17 protein-coding genes are annotated in these 15,091 nt (G+C 37.0%); 13 read left to right on the top strand and 4 right to left on the bottom strand.

Annotated elements, in window-relative coordinates; genetic code table 11:
- Window positions 1-9 precede the first annotated feature (9 nt).
- The 3 genes from guaA to HCN_RS05320 form a co-directional block, all read right to left on the bottom strand.
- Window positions 10-1,755: a glutamine-hydrolyzing GMP synthase gene (guaA, locus tag HCN_RS05330; protein WP_014666786.1), complete on the bottom strand. Its 1,746-nt coding sequence runs from the start codon at window positions 1,753-1,755 to the stop codon at window positions 10-12.
- 152 nt (window positions 1,756-1,907) lie between these two features.
- A complete protein-coding gene (locus tag HCN_RS05325; protein WP_002956570.1) occupies window positions 1,908-2,690 on the bottom strand; it encodes a V-type ATP synthase subunit I domain-containing protein in 783 nt (260 codons plus the stop codon).
- 64 nt (window positions 2,691-2,754) lie between these two features.
- Window positions 2,755-4,137: an arsenic transporter gene (locus HCN_RS05320; protein ID WP_014666785.1), complete on the bottom strand. Its 1,383-nt coding sequence runs from the start codon at window positions 4,135-4,137 to the stop codon at window positions 2,755-2,757.
- 137 nt (window positions 4,138-4,274) lie between these two features.
- Between HCN_RS05320 and HCN_RS05315 the strand changes: the two genes are divergently transcribed.
- Both HCN_RS05315 and HCN_RS05310 read left to right on the top strand, forming a co-directional pair.
- On the top strand, window positions 4,275-4,790 hold the full coding sequence (locus HCN_RS05315; protein WP_014666784.1) for a hypothetical protein: 516 nt from the start codon (window positions 4,275-4,277) through the stop codon (window positions 4,788-4,790).
- A 53-nt stretch (window positions 4,791-4,843) separates the two neighbouring features.
- Window positions 4,844-5,215: a methionine-R-sulfoxide reductase gene (locus HCN_RS05310; protein ID WP_014666783.1), complete on the top strand. Its 372-nt coding sequence runs from the start codon at window positions 4,844-4,846 to the stop codon at window positions 5,213-5,215.
- A 292-nt stretch (window positions 5,216-5,507) separates the two neighbouring features.
- Here the strand turns inward: HCN_RS05310 and trpA are convergent, their stop codons facing one another.
- Window positions 5,508-6,305, bottom strand: coding sequence for a tryptophan synthase subunit alpha (gene trpA, locus HCN_RS05305; protein WP_002956574.1), 798 nt, complete (start codon window positions 6,303-6,305; stop codon window positions 5,508-5,510).
- Window positions 6,306-6,442: 137 nt separating this feature from the next.
- Between trpA and trpB the strand changes: the two genes are divergently transcribed.
- From trpB to HCN_RS05250, 11 genes are all read left to right on the top strand, one after another.
- Entirely contained in the window at window positions 6,443-7,702 is a 1,260-nt protein-coding gene (gene trpB / locus HCN_RS05300; protein ID WP_002956575.1) for a tryptophan synthase subunit beta, read from the top strand.
- Between the two features lie 472 nt (window positions 7,703-8,174).
- Window positions 8,175-8,378: a hypothetical protein gene (locus HCN_RS05295; protein ID WP_014666782.1), complete on the top strand. Its 204-nt coding sequence runs from the start codon at window positions 8,175-8,177 to the stop codon at window positions 8,376-8,378.
- A gap of 20 nt (window positions 8,379-8,398) precedes the next feature.
- Window positions 8,399-8,632 (top strand): hypothetical protein, encoded by a 234-nt coding sequence (locus tag HCN_RS05290; RefSeq protein ID WP_014666781.1) that lies wholly within the window; start codon window positions 8,399-8,401, stop codon window positions 8,630-8,632.
- A 206-nt stretch (window positions 8,633-8,838) separates the two neighbouring features.
- The gene (locus tag HCN_RS05285) at window positions 8,839-9,030 is read left to right on the top strand and encodes a hypothetical protein (RefSeq protein ID WP_014666780.1); all 192 of its coding nucleotides are present in this window, start codon (window positions 8,839-8,841) and stop codon (window positions 9,028-9,030) included.
- A gap of 36 nt (window positions 9,031-9,066) precedes the next feature.
- Entirely contained in the window at window positions 9,067-9,459 is a 393-nt protein-coding gene (locus tag HCN_RS10970; protein WP_081495226.1) for an AIPR family protein, read from the top strand.
- 37 nt (window positions 9,460-9,496) lie between these two features.
- Complete coding sequence (locus HCN_RS05275) at window positions 9,497-9,835, top strand: hypothetical protein (RefSeq protein ID WP_002956579.1); 339 nt, start codon at window positions 9,497-9,499, stop codon at window positions 9,833-9,835.
- Between the two features lie 226 nt (window positions 9,836-10,061).
- Entirely contained in the window at window positions 10,062-10,790 is a 729-nt protein-coding gene (locus HCN_RS05270; protein ID WP_014667566.1) for an amino acid ABC transporter ATP-binding protein, read from the top strand.
- A 27-nt stretch (window positions 10,791-10,817) separates the two neighbouring features.
- Window positions 10,818-11,594 (top strand): transporter substrate-binding domain-containing protein, encoded by a 777-nt coding sequence (locus HCN_RS05265; protein ID WP_014667565.1) that lies wholly within the window; start codon window positions 10,818-10,820, stop codon window positions 11,592-11,594.
- A 31-nt stretch (window positions 11,595-11,625) separates the two neighbouring features.
- The gene (locus HCN_RS05260) at window positions 11,626-12,384 is read left to right on the top strand and encodes an amino acid ABC transporter permease (RefSeq protein ID WP_014666778.1); all 759 of its coding nucleotides are present in this window, start codon (window positions 11,626-11,628) and stop codon (window positions 12,382-12,384) included.
- 12 nt (window positions 12,385-12,396) lie between these two features.
- Window positions 12,397-13,056, top strand: coding sequence for an amino acid ABC transporter permease (locus tag HCN_RS05255; protein WP_002956584.1), 660 nt, complete (start codon window positions 12,397-12,399; stop codon window positions 13,054-13,056).
- Window positions 13,057-13,235: 179 nt separating this feature from the next.
- Complete coding sequence (locus tag HCN_RS05250; protein WP_014666777.1) at window positions 13,236-15,011, top strand: DUF262 domain-containing protein; 1,776 nt, start codon at window positions 13,236-13,238, stop codon at window positions 15,009-15,011.
- Window positions 15,012-15,091: the final 80 nt, after the last annotated feature.

The following is a 15,091-nucleotide window of genomic DNA, read 5'->3' as shown; positions in this document are numbered from 1 at the left end:
AGTCATTCCCTACTCCCACTCAATGGTTCCCGGGGGTTTTGAGGTGATGTCATACACGACTCGGTTAATCCCTGCTACTTCGTTAATTATGCGATTTGAGACAGATTCTAAAAATGCGTGGGGTAAGTGTAAGAAACTCGCTGTCATTCCATCTTGTGCTTCCACGGCTCTTACACAAATAGTATTATCATAAGTGCGGTTATCGCCCATTACGCCCACACTTCGCACATTTAAAAGCACACAAAATGCCTGCCACACGCTATCATACAAACCCCATTTATGCAGCTCTTCTATAAAGATAGAATCCGCTTCTTTTAATAGCTCTAAATCCGCCGCATTCACCTCGCCCATAATGCGTATGGCAAGTCCGGGTCCGGGGAAAGGATGTCGCATAAGCATAGATTCAGGCATTCCTAATTCTCTGCCTAACGCCCTTACCTCGTCCTTAAAAAGCTCTCTTAAAGGCTCGATTAACTCAAACTTCATCCATTCAGGCAGTCCGCCGACATTATGGTGGCTTTTTATCGTTTTGCTAGGACCTTTCACACTCACAGATTCAATCACATCAGGGTAGAGTGTGCCTTGTGCTAGGAATTTTATTTCACCTTTTGTGTTGTGCTTTTTAGCTTCAGCTTCAAAGACTTCTATGAAGGTTTCACCGATTATTTTTCGCTTTTGCTCAGGCTCTGTTACGCCCTTTAATCGTCTTAAAAATAGCTCTCTCGCATCGGCTACAATCAAAGGCACTTTTAGATTCTCTTTAAACATCGCTTCTACCGCTTCTCTCTCCCCCTTTCTTAAAAGCCCGGTATCCACAAAAACAGGGATAAGATTCTCCCCTATGGCACGATAAAGAAGTATGGCTACCACGCTAGAATCAACTCCACCACTCACAGCACACAACACTTTCTGCGTTGGCTTTTGCGTGTTTTTAAGGGAGTTTGATTTTGTAGCTTCGTCATTTATGTTTAATAAACTCCTTGCTTCAAAATCTGCACAACCCTTAAAATCATCACAAAATCCTTCCGCATTAGAATCTAACCCTTTTTCTTGTAGATTTTCTTGCGTTGGCTTAGAATCCACTTTTTTAGAATCCCCAAGCACTTTTTCACGCAGTTTTGCAATCTCACTTTCCGCAAAATTCCGCATATTCCAGCTTATATCTGCCCCACAAATCCCCACAGCAAAATTTTTCAACATCTCTCCGCCACACTCACTATGCACGACTTCTGGGTGAAACTGCAAAGCATATACATTTCGTTTAAAGTCCGCGATAGCACAATAATGCGTATTTCCACTTTTAGCTAATTCCACAAAGCCGCTAGGTAGAGACTCCACCTTATCCGCGTGGCTCATCCACACGATAGAATCTTGCTTTACACCCTTAAACAACGCCAAATTTAAATCCGCAATTTCTAAAACCGCTTTGCCAAACTCCTGTGCCTCTGCCCTTACCACGCTTCCGCCAAAAAAATGTGCGATATACTGCATACCATAGCAGATTCCAAGCACGGGGACTCCTAGCTCAAACACTCTAGAATCCGGCTTATACGCCCCCTCTTCATACACACTCGCAGGTCCCCCACTAAGAATGATTCCCTTAGGATTTTTCGCTTTAATAGAATCTAGCTTTTCAAAGTAAGGGGCAATCTCGGTATAGATTCCATACTCACGCAGCCGCCGAGCAATAAGCTGTGTATATTGTGAGCCAAAATCAAGCACTAAAATTTCAACAAAATGAGAATCTAATCGCATAAAAACGCCTTGTCAATGTAAGATAAAAAGATTTGACATTGTAGCAAAAGAAGTTTAGAAAGAAGTTAGTTAAGAATTTTAGCTCCCAAGCCCCAACGCATTCAAGCAAATAGGGCTAAAGCTAGATTCTAAAATGAAGTAGAATCTAAAAATTAAAACCAAGGCATTACATCAGTTTCTGTGCGTTTGCGGATTTCTTTCATTTGATAGAATCCTAGAATCCACAATACAAGAGCCGCAAGCACAAATAACCAGCCGATAAAAATAACTGCTGTTATGCCTCCAATAATATTTGCATAGAAAGCCCAAAGCAAGAACTTCTGCTCGGTAACAAATGCCAACTCTCTAAAGAATAAAAGCTGATATACAAGTGCTACAATAGTACCAACAATAAGCAATATTATCGCCACAACAAGCCCAAATTCACCAGCAGAATCATACCCAGCCATAACACCAAACAAAACACTACTGCCAAAAATCATAGCCAAAGTAAATGTCACTGCAAAAACCGCAATACAGAGAATAAAGTTTTTAAACAAAGTTTGACTTTCACTTGTGCGTTTTGTCCCAAGCACAGCCAACACAAACAGCACAAACCCAGCAATGAGTAAAATACCTCCAATCACCCAGCCTATAAATGGGATTATAGAGATAAAACTTCCTCCAAAATAAAGCCCAATGCTAAGTAAAAACTTAAAGCGAATACTTTGTGTGTCATTTGCCATCAATTGCCCTTGAATATTTGCCATATTAATGCTGCCACCTGTGATGAAAACATTTTTTGCCGCCTTTTCACTCACTTCAAAATCCACCTCACAGCCCGTGAGATTTTCCATACTTCTACCTTCCAAATTTGCCACATCGCTTGTCTCAAAAGTGTAGCGATTGCCATCTTCACCGCTGATTAAGCCCACTGCTAGAATCTTTCCTTTCATAGCTTTCCTTTCATTCAAATTTAGAGCTATATTGTAATATTCTAAGATTAATTTAAACTTAAAATTACATTAAGATTCTATGCAGACCTGCATACACCACAAGCCCCAAAAGCCCCACGCACAGCATAAAAGGCACGACAAGCATTGCCACTAGCATATACCGCCAAAAGCTAATATAAATGCCATATCGTTTAAGGCTAAAAAGCCAAAGCAGTGTAGCAAGTGAGCCAATGGGCGTGAGCTTTGCCCCGACATTACAGCCGAGCAGATGAGCGTAAATTAGCAACTCCCTAAAGCTAGAATCTAGCCCCACAAAGTCGCCTAAAGCAAGGTTGCCAAGCATAACCATAGACAGATTATTAATAAGGCTAGAGCCAAGTGAGCTAATCACACCAACGCTAAAGATTTGTGTGAGAGTGTGTGCAGAAAAACTATCACTTAGAGAATCATCAAGGAAAAACGCAAAAATATCACGCATAAAAGAGCTTGTAGAATGTAGTCCAAACACCACGATAAAAAGCCCTAAAGAAAATACCACAATCCCAAAGGGCGAAGCCTTAAGGCAGGGCAGAATCTCAATCCTTTTATACGCAAGAATAAGGCTAAGAGCCGCACATAAAAGCGTGAAAGAAGAAAGCGGGAGAGCAAAAGCATTTGCTATAAAAATCCCGCATAAAAGCAAGAAAAGCAGGGCAAAACAAATGATAATCACGCTTTTTTGTGGCATTGTGCTAGATTCTATCGTGTGAGATTCCGCATTTGGAATCTTAACCCTTAAGATTCTAGGCAATCTCTTACGCACAAGGATAAAAAAGCAAAGACTAGCAATGATAATAAAAATTTGTGGCAATGCCATAACCTTGCTAAAATCTAGGGCATTAAGATTAAAAAAATGCAAGGCAATGATATTTGTGAGATTTGAAATCACAAAGGTATTTGAAGCAAAATCGCTTACAAAACTCACTATAAGCAGGAAAATCACAAGTGGGGTTAGAATCTGCGTTGAATTTTTAGAATCTAGCTTAGATTCCATATCTTTAGAATCTAGCTTGCCAAAAAGGGCGATGATGAGTGGTGTTAGGATTAAAATCGCACCATCATTGGCAAAAAATGCCCCCCAAAATCCCCCAAAAAGCACAATAAACACATAAAATTTAAAGCTAGAAATGCCCCCGCACTCCCCCTTTTCACTTAAAAATCTTAGAATCTTGTAGGCTAAAAAGTCAAAAAATAAGAGCCTTTCAAGCACAATGCAAAAGATAATGAGACCAACAAGTGTGAGTGTGCTATCCCATACCATATTCCACACAAATGCCACATCAGCAAAACCTACAACCCCAAACCCCAAGCAAAGCAATGCCCCAAGAGAGCTATACACCCACAAAGGAAACCTAAAAGGACGGATATAAATGCAAAGCAAAGTCAGTGTAAAAATGAGAAACGCCATAGATTCTACTTTTTTGCGTGGGATAGCTTTAGAAACGCTAATCCTAGCTAAGTTTTATTACACAAACTTTAACCATAAACTTTAACAATGTATAATGAGCTTCCACACGAAGCCACATAAAAGTTTGGAGAAAGTCAATGAAAAAATATCTTTTATTACTATTATGCTGTTTTTCTCTTCACGCAGGGGAGTTTGGAGAAAGGAGTAATATAAGCCTTGGTGTGTATGCCAACACAGGGGCGAGTATGGGTGGTGGGCTGGAGCTAGGCTTTTCACTCTTTCAAGGCTCACTTTTAAGCCTACGCAATAGCATTTCACTTGAATCTAAAGCTTCAAAGCTCTTTAATGATGAACGCTTTGATTCGCAAATTTTTGGAATCTATGACAAACTAAGCCTTGGTATTCTTTCAGGTAGCACAGTCGCTTCAAGTATTGGCTTTGAATACTTCCGTCCATATCTTTATCTAAGTGGCGGTTATGGTCTGCTTAGCACAAAAGAAAATCTCGCTAAAACGCCGCAATATTGGGAAGTGAGCGCGGGAATGGGACACGAGTTTATCTCGCATTTTGGACATACTTTATTTTTTGAGCTTGGCGGAGGGGTAGGCAAACTCACTGCAAACCCCACAACCCTAGTCAAAATGCCCCACTAGACGGAATGGTAAAAGTCCTGCTTGGGTATAGATACTACTTTTAAGGAAAGAATATGAAAGATAAAATCTCTATGCCACCACTTAGCCCACAAGAACAAGCCGTGATTTTACACAAAGGCACAGAAGCCCCCGGAAGTGGAATCTACACAGATAATTTTGATAATGGTGTGTATCTCTGTCGCCAGTGTGGCACACCACTTTATGAATCTAGCTCTAAATTCCCCACACACTGCGGGTGGGCGAGTTTTGACTCCCATATACAAGATTCAGTGAGTGAGCTGCCAGATAGCGATGGAATCCGCACAGAGATTGTCTGCTCATCGTGTGGCGGACATTTAGGGCATATTTTTTATGGAGAAGGATTTACGCCTAAAAACACGCGACATTGTGTGAATTCTCTATCTTTACACTTTGTGAAGTCTTAGAAAAATTCAGCTTTGGGTATCCATAGCAGCGATTTAGTAAAATTTAGGGTAACCGCAGACTTTATGTCTAGCTCCACCCTAAATTTTACTAAAAGCCCAACTAGCAACACCGCAAATCTTGAATCTTAGTCTTAGATTCAAGGCTTTTCTGCCTTGTGCTTAAGGCACGACCACGAGTTAAATTTTTCAACAACGATATTCAGCAGAATCTAAAAATCTTTCTCTCACTCTAGAATCTAGCAAATCTCTCAAGCCAGATTCTAAACTCCACGAGCAAAGCCTACCAAGCAATCTACCAACCCATAAGGGCTTTTGTATGCTCTTGCAACTTGTGGAGATAATCCTGCGGAGTGAGCTTAGATTCTTTAGATAATTCGGTGATAAACCGCACAAAATAGCTTCCAGCCACGATAATCTCAACATTATTTTTTAGCATTTCAACCTGTTCATTGCTATTTATCCCAAAGCCCAGTGCCAAAGGCTTTTTACAGAATCTGCGTATAAACTTAAGCCACTCTAAAAGTGTAGAATCTATATGCGTTTTTGATCCCGTAGTCCCAGAGCGAGAGACGATATAGACAATCTCATCACTTGCTTTAGCGATTTTCTTAATCCGTGAAGCCTTGGTTTTGGGGGCAATAAGCGAGATGATGTTAATCTCATATTTTTGAGCTAAAATGCGGAGTTTTTCATCAGATTCTAAAGGCAAATCAGGGACTATCATACCCCACGCCCCACATTCCTTTGCCTCTTTGATAAACTCTTCAACACCATAGCGAAAAATCAAATTCGCATAAGTCATCACAATAAGACGCGTTGTTTTATCCTTACTCTGCGTATGGGCTAGGCGTGAAGAAAGTGCTTGAAGCAAGGAAAAGCCCTGTGTAACTTTAAAACCTTGAGCTAGGCTTTTATCACAAGCCTCTTCAATCACTACGCCATCGGCATTTGGATCAGAAAATGGAAACTGCACTTCAAGGTAGTTTGCCCCAGCGTGGGCAATCCCAAGCGCGGCATACATACTTAGCTCCAAGGTAGGATACCCAGCGATAATATGCCCCATAAGCTGAGTTTGCTTATTTTTACTCATAATGTCCTCCAAAAATGGATAAAAAGTAAAGAAAAAGGCGATTGTATCTCATTTTTTTTGAAAATGTCTTAAGTTTAAAGTGAAGCTAATGCCTTTTTACTTACAATCAAGATTATTTTTTATAGTAAAGGGAAAATATGGCAAAAGTTTTTACAGAATCTAAAAATGGTTATTTTGGTGAAGCAAAAGGTGGCAAACACGCTTTTGGCGGACAATATGTCCCAGAGATTCTGCTTCCAGCACTCAAAGAGTTGGAGAAAGCCTATCGCGGCGTGTTTCTTAGCAAAGGGTATAAAAAGGAGCTAAAAAGTCTGTTAAAGCACTTTGTAGGACGACCCACACCGCTTATTTATGCCAAAAATGCCTCTAAGATTCTAAATAACGAGATTTATCTTAAGTTTGAAGGCTTGGCAAACACAGGCGCACACAAGATTAATAACGCCCTAGGACAAGTGCTTTTGGCAAAATATATGGGGAAAAAGCGCGTGATTGCTGAAACCGGTGCGGGACAGCACGGCTTAGCCACAGCGGCGGCTTGTGCGAAGCTTGGGCTAGAATGCGAAATCTTTATGGGGGAGATTGACATCGCAAGACAGCATCCAAATGTCTTTAATATGGAGCTTTTTGGGGCAAAAGTACAGAGTGTCAGTAGCGGGAGCAAAACGCTTAAAGATGCGGTGAATGAAGCGTTGCGAGAGTGGAGTAAAAGAAGCGAAGATAGCTTTTATGTGCTAGGCAGTGCGGTTGGTCCTTATCCTTACCCTGATCTTGTACGGGATTTACAAAGCGTGATTAGCAAGGAGCTAAAAAAGCAGACAAAGGCTTATTTTAGCGGACTGCCTGATATTATGATAGCTTGTGTTGGTGGCGGAAGTAATGCTATGGGCTTTTTTGCACATTATTTGAAAGAAAATGTCAAGCTTATAGGCGTTGAGGCTGGGGGCAAGGGGAATGGCATTGGCGAAAATGCTATTAGGATTAATGCTATAAATGCAAGTGAAGGCATAGCTCAAGGCTACAAAAGCCTATTTTTACAAGATGAGGACGGGCAGCTTAGTCATACGCATTCTATTTCTGCAGGGCTTGATTATGCTGGGATTGGACCGCAACTCGCACATTTATATGAAGCCAATCGTTTGCATTTTACTTCCGCTACAGATGATGAAGCACTAGAAGCATTAACATTTTTTGCTAAGAATGAGGGCATTATCCCCGCTTTAGAGTCTAGCCACGCCCTTGCTGCATTACTTAAAGTATGCAAAGAGAATAAAGGCAAAAAAATCATTGCAAATGTGTCAGGCAGGGGTGATAAAGATATTTTCATCACAGCAAAAGCCCTAACACCAACGCAATGGAAAAACTTTTTAAAAGATGAGATAAAGCGGATTGAGAGCTAGAGTTTAATCTCGAAGGTTATACTTTTTTACAATAGATTTATATTTTCTATATTGAGTATCAATATTCTTTTGTTTTTTATATTTACTTATGCCATTAAAGATTTTTTTCTATGAAACTACTTTTAGCCTTTTCTTTATTTTGCTAGATGCAAAAATACTCTTAGAAAATATTTATATTATTTTAAATAGTATTTATTAGTATTGCTATATTTTATTTCAAAAGTATTGATCTAGGCTGTGATAAGAGTTTATAACAAATTTTACTTTATTGAAAAATTTCCTGCATCAATAATCATTTAAAAAAAATAAGAGTTTTAATTTTTATAGTGAAGTTATAGAATGAGTTTAAAACTATTAGTAAGTATATTTGGGTATTTGTTGTTATGGTTTTTTATTGTGTTTGTAAAAGTAAATCAATATTTTGATATGACGTTGAAGATAAAATATCTCACTAAAGAAGAAAGGATAGAAAATGGCTAATTATCAAGATTTTAAACTTATTCAAACTGCAGTAAACAAATCAATAGAAGATTACAGTGAGAAATATAGATTTGATAGGAAAGATATAGGGTTTTATTGGTTTGTGGCAGAAAATATATTCAAACTACAAGAAGATGAAGCTGATGAAGCATTGATATATAGTATAAATTTTAAACAAGAGAAAAAAATTTTTTAGATAAAGCAGGAGTTGATGCTATGCTTATTGAAAACAATAGGATAAGTATAATGTTTTTCAGATATACAGAAGATTTTGAAATAGCTAAAAATGATTATTTTCCAGCAAATAAACTTGATAGTATTTTATTATTTTTGGAAAAATTATTCAATAAAGAATGTGATGGGCTTGATAAAATGTTGCAAGAAAGGTGTAGGGAAATTTTTCTTATGCAAGAAAAAGGACATTTTTTTCTTTTGATCTCTATTTTATAAGCAATTATTTTAATGGATTTCAATTAGATAAAATTAATAAATTTGAAACAAAAAAATATATATCGAGATATTTCTATTAATTTTCTGCACTTAGACAATTTGCTAGAGAAAGTTATTGATAGGACATTATCAATTGATGTGAGAGTCAAGAGTATTGCTGGCAATTTTTTTGAAAAAAAAATGAAGGTAGAAATAGGGCTTTAATTATGGAGCTTTATGCAAAAGATATTATTAGAATAGTAAGTAATAGTGAAATTTTAAGAAAGGATGTAGAGGTAAGTTTAATACAAATTAGAGAAGGCAATATTGAAGAGATGGCTTTTGACGATAATGTTCGTGTTTATTTACATCAAAGAACAAATGTGAATAAATCTATTAAAAAAAACGACTCTAGATGATGTAGAATCTTCTAATTTCTTTTTTATAATAATGGAATCACAATTATTTGCGATAATATTCAGTATCAAGGAAAAAAAGATGTATCTATCATTCTTAAGAATATTCAAATAGTTAATGGTGGACAAACTATCCACTCACTTAAGGAAGTGCTTAGTCAAAATGATAATATAGAAAATGTTTCTGTTTTGTACAAGATTTATCAAACCAACAGCAAGAGATTAAAAGCTAAAATATCAGAGTTTACAAATAATCAAAATCCAGTCAAATGGCGAGATATTCGTTCAATTGATGAGCTACAAATTAAGCTTGAAAATGAGTTTAGAATTTTGGGATATTACTACGAGAGAAAAAAGAATCAATATAAAAATTATCCAAAGAAAAAGAGGATAGATAGTGAAAAGATAGGGCAAGTGTTGCTTTGCATATAAAGGAAAACCTACAGAGGCAAGAAACAATAAGGGTTTAGTGTTTGATTTAGAGTATAAGAATATTTTTGATAGTGAAATTAATGCAAAAGATATTTTGAAAATATATAAAGTTTATTTATTTATTGAGGAAAAAAAGATTGAATTGGAGGAATATTATTCTTTTTTAAAATATGCAAGTTATTATTTTTTATATTTTTATTCTCTTTCTGTAGAAAGAGGGATATGTGATATAGAAGATGGGATAAGTGTCAAAAAAACTTATAATGAAGCTTTAGAAACTATAAGAAGTTATGTGGAAATAGAAAGAAAAAAGCAAGGTGAAAGATTTTTGGAAAATGTTTTATTAAAGGAAAAATGTTACAAGTTTATTTGTTAAGTTTGTATGGCTAGAAATAGATTTGGGTGCATAAATACTATTTTTTAGTTGGACAAATATACTGATTTTATAAATCTTTGATGTGAATAAAAATATGTGATATATATAATTTTGTAACAATATTTTGTTTGTCATACACAATTTTTACATCATTATTCCAAATTCTATGTAATTTTGTGCTAGAGTTTTGCAGTTTCCCCAAAAATCATAACAAACAAGGATAATCGTGATTGAACTTAAAAATGTCAATAAATACTATGGCAAACACCACGTGCTGAAAGATATTAATCTCACAATTAAAGATGGTGAAAAGCTTGTTATCATTGGACCAAGTGGCAGTGGTAAAAGCACCACTATCCGCTGTATGAATGGGCTTGAAGAGGTAAGCTCTGGCGAAGTTATTGTTGGTGGTATTCCGCTTAATCATAAGACAAAGACAAAGATATGTCGCGAGTATTGTGCGATGGTGTTTCAGCATTTTAATCTTTATCCGCATTTAACTGTGCTTGAAAACTTGACCCTTGCACCCATTAAGCTGCGAGGTAAAACAAAACAAGAAGCACAAGAAATTGCCTACAAATACCTTGAAGTCGTTGGCTTAAAAGATAAGGCAAAAGTCTATCCCGCCACACTTAGCGGAGGGCAGCAGCAACGCGTGGCGATTGCTAGAAGTCTATGCACACAAAAGCCCTACATTCTTTTTGATGAGCCAACCTCCGCACTTGACCCTGAAACGATACAAGAAGTTTTAGATGTTATGCGTGAAATCTCACATCAAAGCAATACGACAATGGTTGTCGTAACGCACGAGATGGGGTTTGCCAAGGAGGTGGCGGATAGAATCATCTTTATGGAAGATGGTGCTATTGTGGAAGAGAGTGTGCCTAAGGATTTCTTTGTGTCGCCAAAAACAGAGCGTGCAAGGACATTTTTGGGAAAAATTTTGAGCCACTAGGCTAAACTTAATTTTAAAGGAGTTGTAATGAAACTAGGTTTTAAAGGAATGCTAAAAATAGCAGGTTTGTTTCTCGTATCAGGCATCTTTGCTCTACAAGCAAATGCAGGAATGTTAGAAGATATTAAAAAACGCGGTGAGATTGTTGTGGGTGTGAAAAATGATGTGCCACGCTTTGCCTTACTTGATCAAAAGACAAAGGAGATTCAAGGCTTTGAAGTTGATGTGGCAAAACTTTTGGCTAAAAGCATTTTGGGCGATGAGAAAAAGATTAAACTCGTAGCTGTGAATGCCAAAACTAGGGGACCATTGCTTGATAATGGCAGTATTGATGCGGTTATTGCAACCTTTACAATCACGCCAGAACGCAAACGCACTTATAACTTTTCACAGGCATACTACAAGGACGCTGTGGGCTTACTTGTGCTGAAAGAAAAGGGGTATAAATCTATCGCTGATATGAAAAATACGACTATTGGTGTAGCTCAAGCGGCGACTTCGAAAAAGGCTATTGATGCAGCAGCTAAAAAGCTTGGTGTTAATGTGAAGTTTAACGAGTTTCCAGACTATCCAAGTATCAAAGCAGCCCTTGATGCAAAACGCGTAGATGCCTTTGGTGTGGATAAATCTATCCTTTTGGGTTATGTTGATGATAAGAGTGAGATTCTCCCAGATAGCTTTGAGCCACAAGAATACGGCATTGTAAGCCCTAAGAAAGATAAAGAGTTTGCCACATTTATTGACAAATTTGTGAAGGATAATAAAACACAGATTGATGAGTTAGCTAAAAAGTGGGGACTATAAAAAAGTGGAAGATGTAGGCTTGGAGACTGAAATGATAGGAAGTGAGACTTTGGGGGATAGTCTTTTTGGATTCTTAGAATCTGTTGGTTTGTATGATGAGGAAAATCCTAGCTCAAATCCATTTGCGTTGTGGAAGTTTGCAGATATGCTTTCACACGCCGATGAGTTTTTATCAGGCTTTGGCTATACCTTATCGGTGAGTTGTTTGGCTCTTTTGATTGCACTTATTTTTGGGACAATTGGTGGCGTTATGGCGACAAGCAGATTTAAGATTCTTAAAGCCTACACACGCATTTATGTTGAGATTTTTCAAAATACACCGCTTGTGATACAGATTTTTTTCTTGTATTTTGCTTTGCCTCCGCTTGGGATTCACCTTGATGTATTTAGCGTTGGCGTTTTGGGGGTTGGGGCATATCACGGAGCGTATGTGAGTGAAGTAGTGAGAAGTGGGATACTCTCGGTCCCAAAAGGGCAGTTTGAAGCTTCCGCTTCGCAAGGATTCACTTACACACAGCAAATGCGTTATATTATCCTGCCCCAAACCATTAAGATTATCCTCCCGCCACTTACAAATCAAATGGTGAATCTTATCAAAAATACTTCTGTGTTGCTCATTGTAGCGGGTGGGGAGATTATGTATGTGGCGGATAGCTATGCTGGGGATACGAGCAATTATGCTCCAGCTTATCTCTTTACCGCATTGCTGTATTTTATCGTGTGCTATCCGTTGGCGTATTTTGCAAAATTTTATGAAGACAGGCTGAAAAATGCCCATCTTAAGCGTTAAGGAGAATCTAGAATGGAAAATGTATTTAACGAGACGAACTTCCATTTTTTGCTTGATGGCTTATATTTAACGCTTATGGTGGCGGTGGCTACTTGTGTGATTTCTATCATTCTTGGGACATTTCTTGCTATCACGCGTAACTATGGCGGGAGGATAGCACGCACACTAGCGGCTATCTACATAGAGACTTTTAGAAATACCCCCTTGCTTTTATGGATGCTAACAGCGGTGTTTGTTTTGCCAAGCTTTTTTGGGAGGGCTGATCCTGCGGTGTGGGGGACAATCGGCTTTTCGCTTTATACAAGCTCGGTTATGGCGGAGATTATCCGCGGTGGGCTAAACTCTATTCCAAAAGGGCAGTTTGAGGCGGCGTATTCACAGGGATTTAGTCAATTTTTTACATTATTTTATATTATCTTGCCCCAAACTTTTAGGAAAGTCATTCCCTCACTGCTTTCACAGATTATTACGACATTTAAGGATACTTCATTTCTTGCTGGGCTACAAATCGCCGAGCTTACCTATCAGTCTAAGATTATCTTAGCTCAGCTTACAAGCTTTGAAGAGATTCTTTTGATGATTGGTGTAGTGGCGAGTATTTATTTTGTCGTGTGCTTTAGCCTATCTGTGCTTGTGCGTTACCTTGATAAAAAAACTGCGTATGTGGGGTAGAATCTAAAAGTATTACATGCTCATAAACTTTGTTTATGAGAAGAGATAGGTTTTGTAAAGACAAAAAATGTTACTTTTTTGCTAAAAATCTAAATGGGTTGATGAATTTTTCATAATTTTACAAAAAAAGACCTGCACTGCACTAGAATCTAGCCCAGATTCTATAGTAAGGAGTGATTGTGAATTTTAAACCAGAGCAAAAATATATTGCAAAAATGCTAAGCGAAGAGGATGTAAAGTTTATTATCCCACCGTATCAACGCCCATATAAATGGGGGATAAATGAATGTGAAACATTATGGAATGATATTGTCAATGCTTTTAATGACAGTGATGATGAGTATTTTCTAGGCTCTATTATTGCATTTTCAGAAGAGAAAGATGAATTTCAAATCATTGATGGACAGCAGAGAATTACGACTTTTACTCTGCTATTTCGGGCATTTTATGAATGTTTCAAAACAGAATCTAATAGCGAAAAAGAAAAAGGGGATTTTGAAAAAGATTTTGGCAAATGTTTGTGGGAGTATAAAAATGATGAAGGATTTGACTTTGACAAGCAACATTTGCAAAGTGAGGTTGCCACAGAAAAAGAGAAAGAGAATCTCAACAAGATTTTAAGTGATACAATTGATGAGAATTTAATACAAAAAGATAATAAGAAAATAAAAAATAACCGCTCACCTTATGTGCAAAACTATTTATATTTTAAAGATAAATTAGAAGAGTTAAAAGGATCTCAAACACTTAGCTGGAGTAAGTTTTGCAATTTTGTCTTGGGCAAAAATCTATTTGTATTATTTGTAGTATGTGATAGTCAAGAATCTGCAATGACAATTTTTAATACACTTAATTCTCGCGGTATGCCACTTTCTAACGCTGATGTGTTAAAGGGATATTTATATAAACACTACAAAGAGCACGGCAATATCGATGGCTTTATTAATCAATGGAGTGAGATTGAAGCAAATATAGAGAGTGTGGAGAGTAATAAAGATGTGAATCTTGATTTTCTATTTTTGCAGTATATGCACATTATTAGGGCGGTGAATAAAGATTTTGATACAACAACACCTGGTCTTTTAGACTTTTTTACGAAAGAAAGTAAAGAAAATAGTAAGAAAAAGGTAACTTATGGCTATAGGGACAAATGGCTGTATAAAAGTGAAACAATGCCCTTCATCACTTGTTTGACAAATTTTTGGTTAAAGCCACAAAATTATTTGCAAGATAAATCACTTTTATATATGAATGTGCTTTTTCTCTTTCAAAACTCAAGCTGGAAGTCGTTTGTGAGTTGCTTAGTGTGGAAAAATAAAGAGCATTTTATATGCGAAAGTACTGATAAGAATGTGATTAGCAATGTTTTTGAAGCACCATTACTAGAATTGCTTAAAACAATGAGCTTGCTCTTTATAAATAACCAAGCTACCACTAACACAACTGATCACATTGTATTTAAACTTAATGTTAATCTTCTGCATAGTATATCTTTGACCAGTGAAATTGAAAAAGTCTCATATCCAAATGAAGAAAATTTTCTTAATAACTTTAACAACATAGCCACCAGAAGAGCTAAATACTTGCTCTATCTTTATGCCTACATTTATGATGAGTTTTCACAGCCTATTGATGTTTCTTGTTTGGAGGTTGAACATATTTTACCAAAGCAGTGGCAGAATGCTAACTTTAATGGCTGGAATAAAGAGAGTCACAAGGAGTATTTAGAGCAGATAGGCAATAAGATTCTACTTCCTAAAAAGAGTAATGTTAAATGTACTGATAATTTCTTTGCTCAAAAGAAAAAAGAATATGCAGATTTTGCAAATAGCCACTTAAAAGAAGTGCAATATTTAGCCAACCTGCCACAAAATGATTGGCTAAAAGAAGATGTAAAGAGACGGAATAAAGAGATTTACACCCGTTTAAAAAACTTTTTTAGAGAAAACTTATAGCCTTAAGCCAGTTGCGGTGAATTTTGGCATTTATCTTAAATATATCTTTTGCTATAATGACAGAGATTTTTGCCAAAGGC

Source organism: Helicobacter cinaedi PAGU611 (assembly GCF_000284635.1).
GTDB lineage: Bacteria > Campylobacterota > Campylobacteria > Campylobacterales > Helicobacteraceae > Helicobacter_C > Helicobacter_C cinaedi.
The sequence above is the reverse complement of the archived record's forward strand: the minus strand, read 5'-3'. Positions and strand labels throughout refer to the sequence as shown.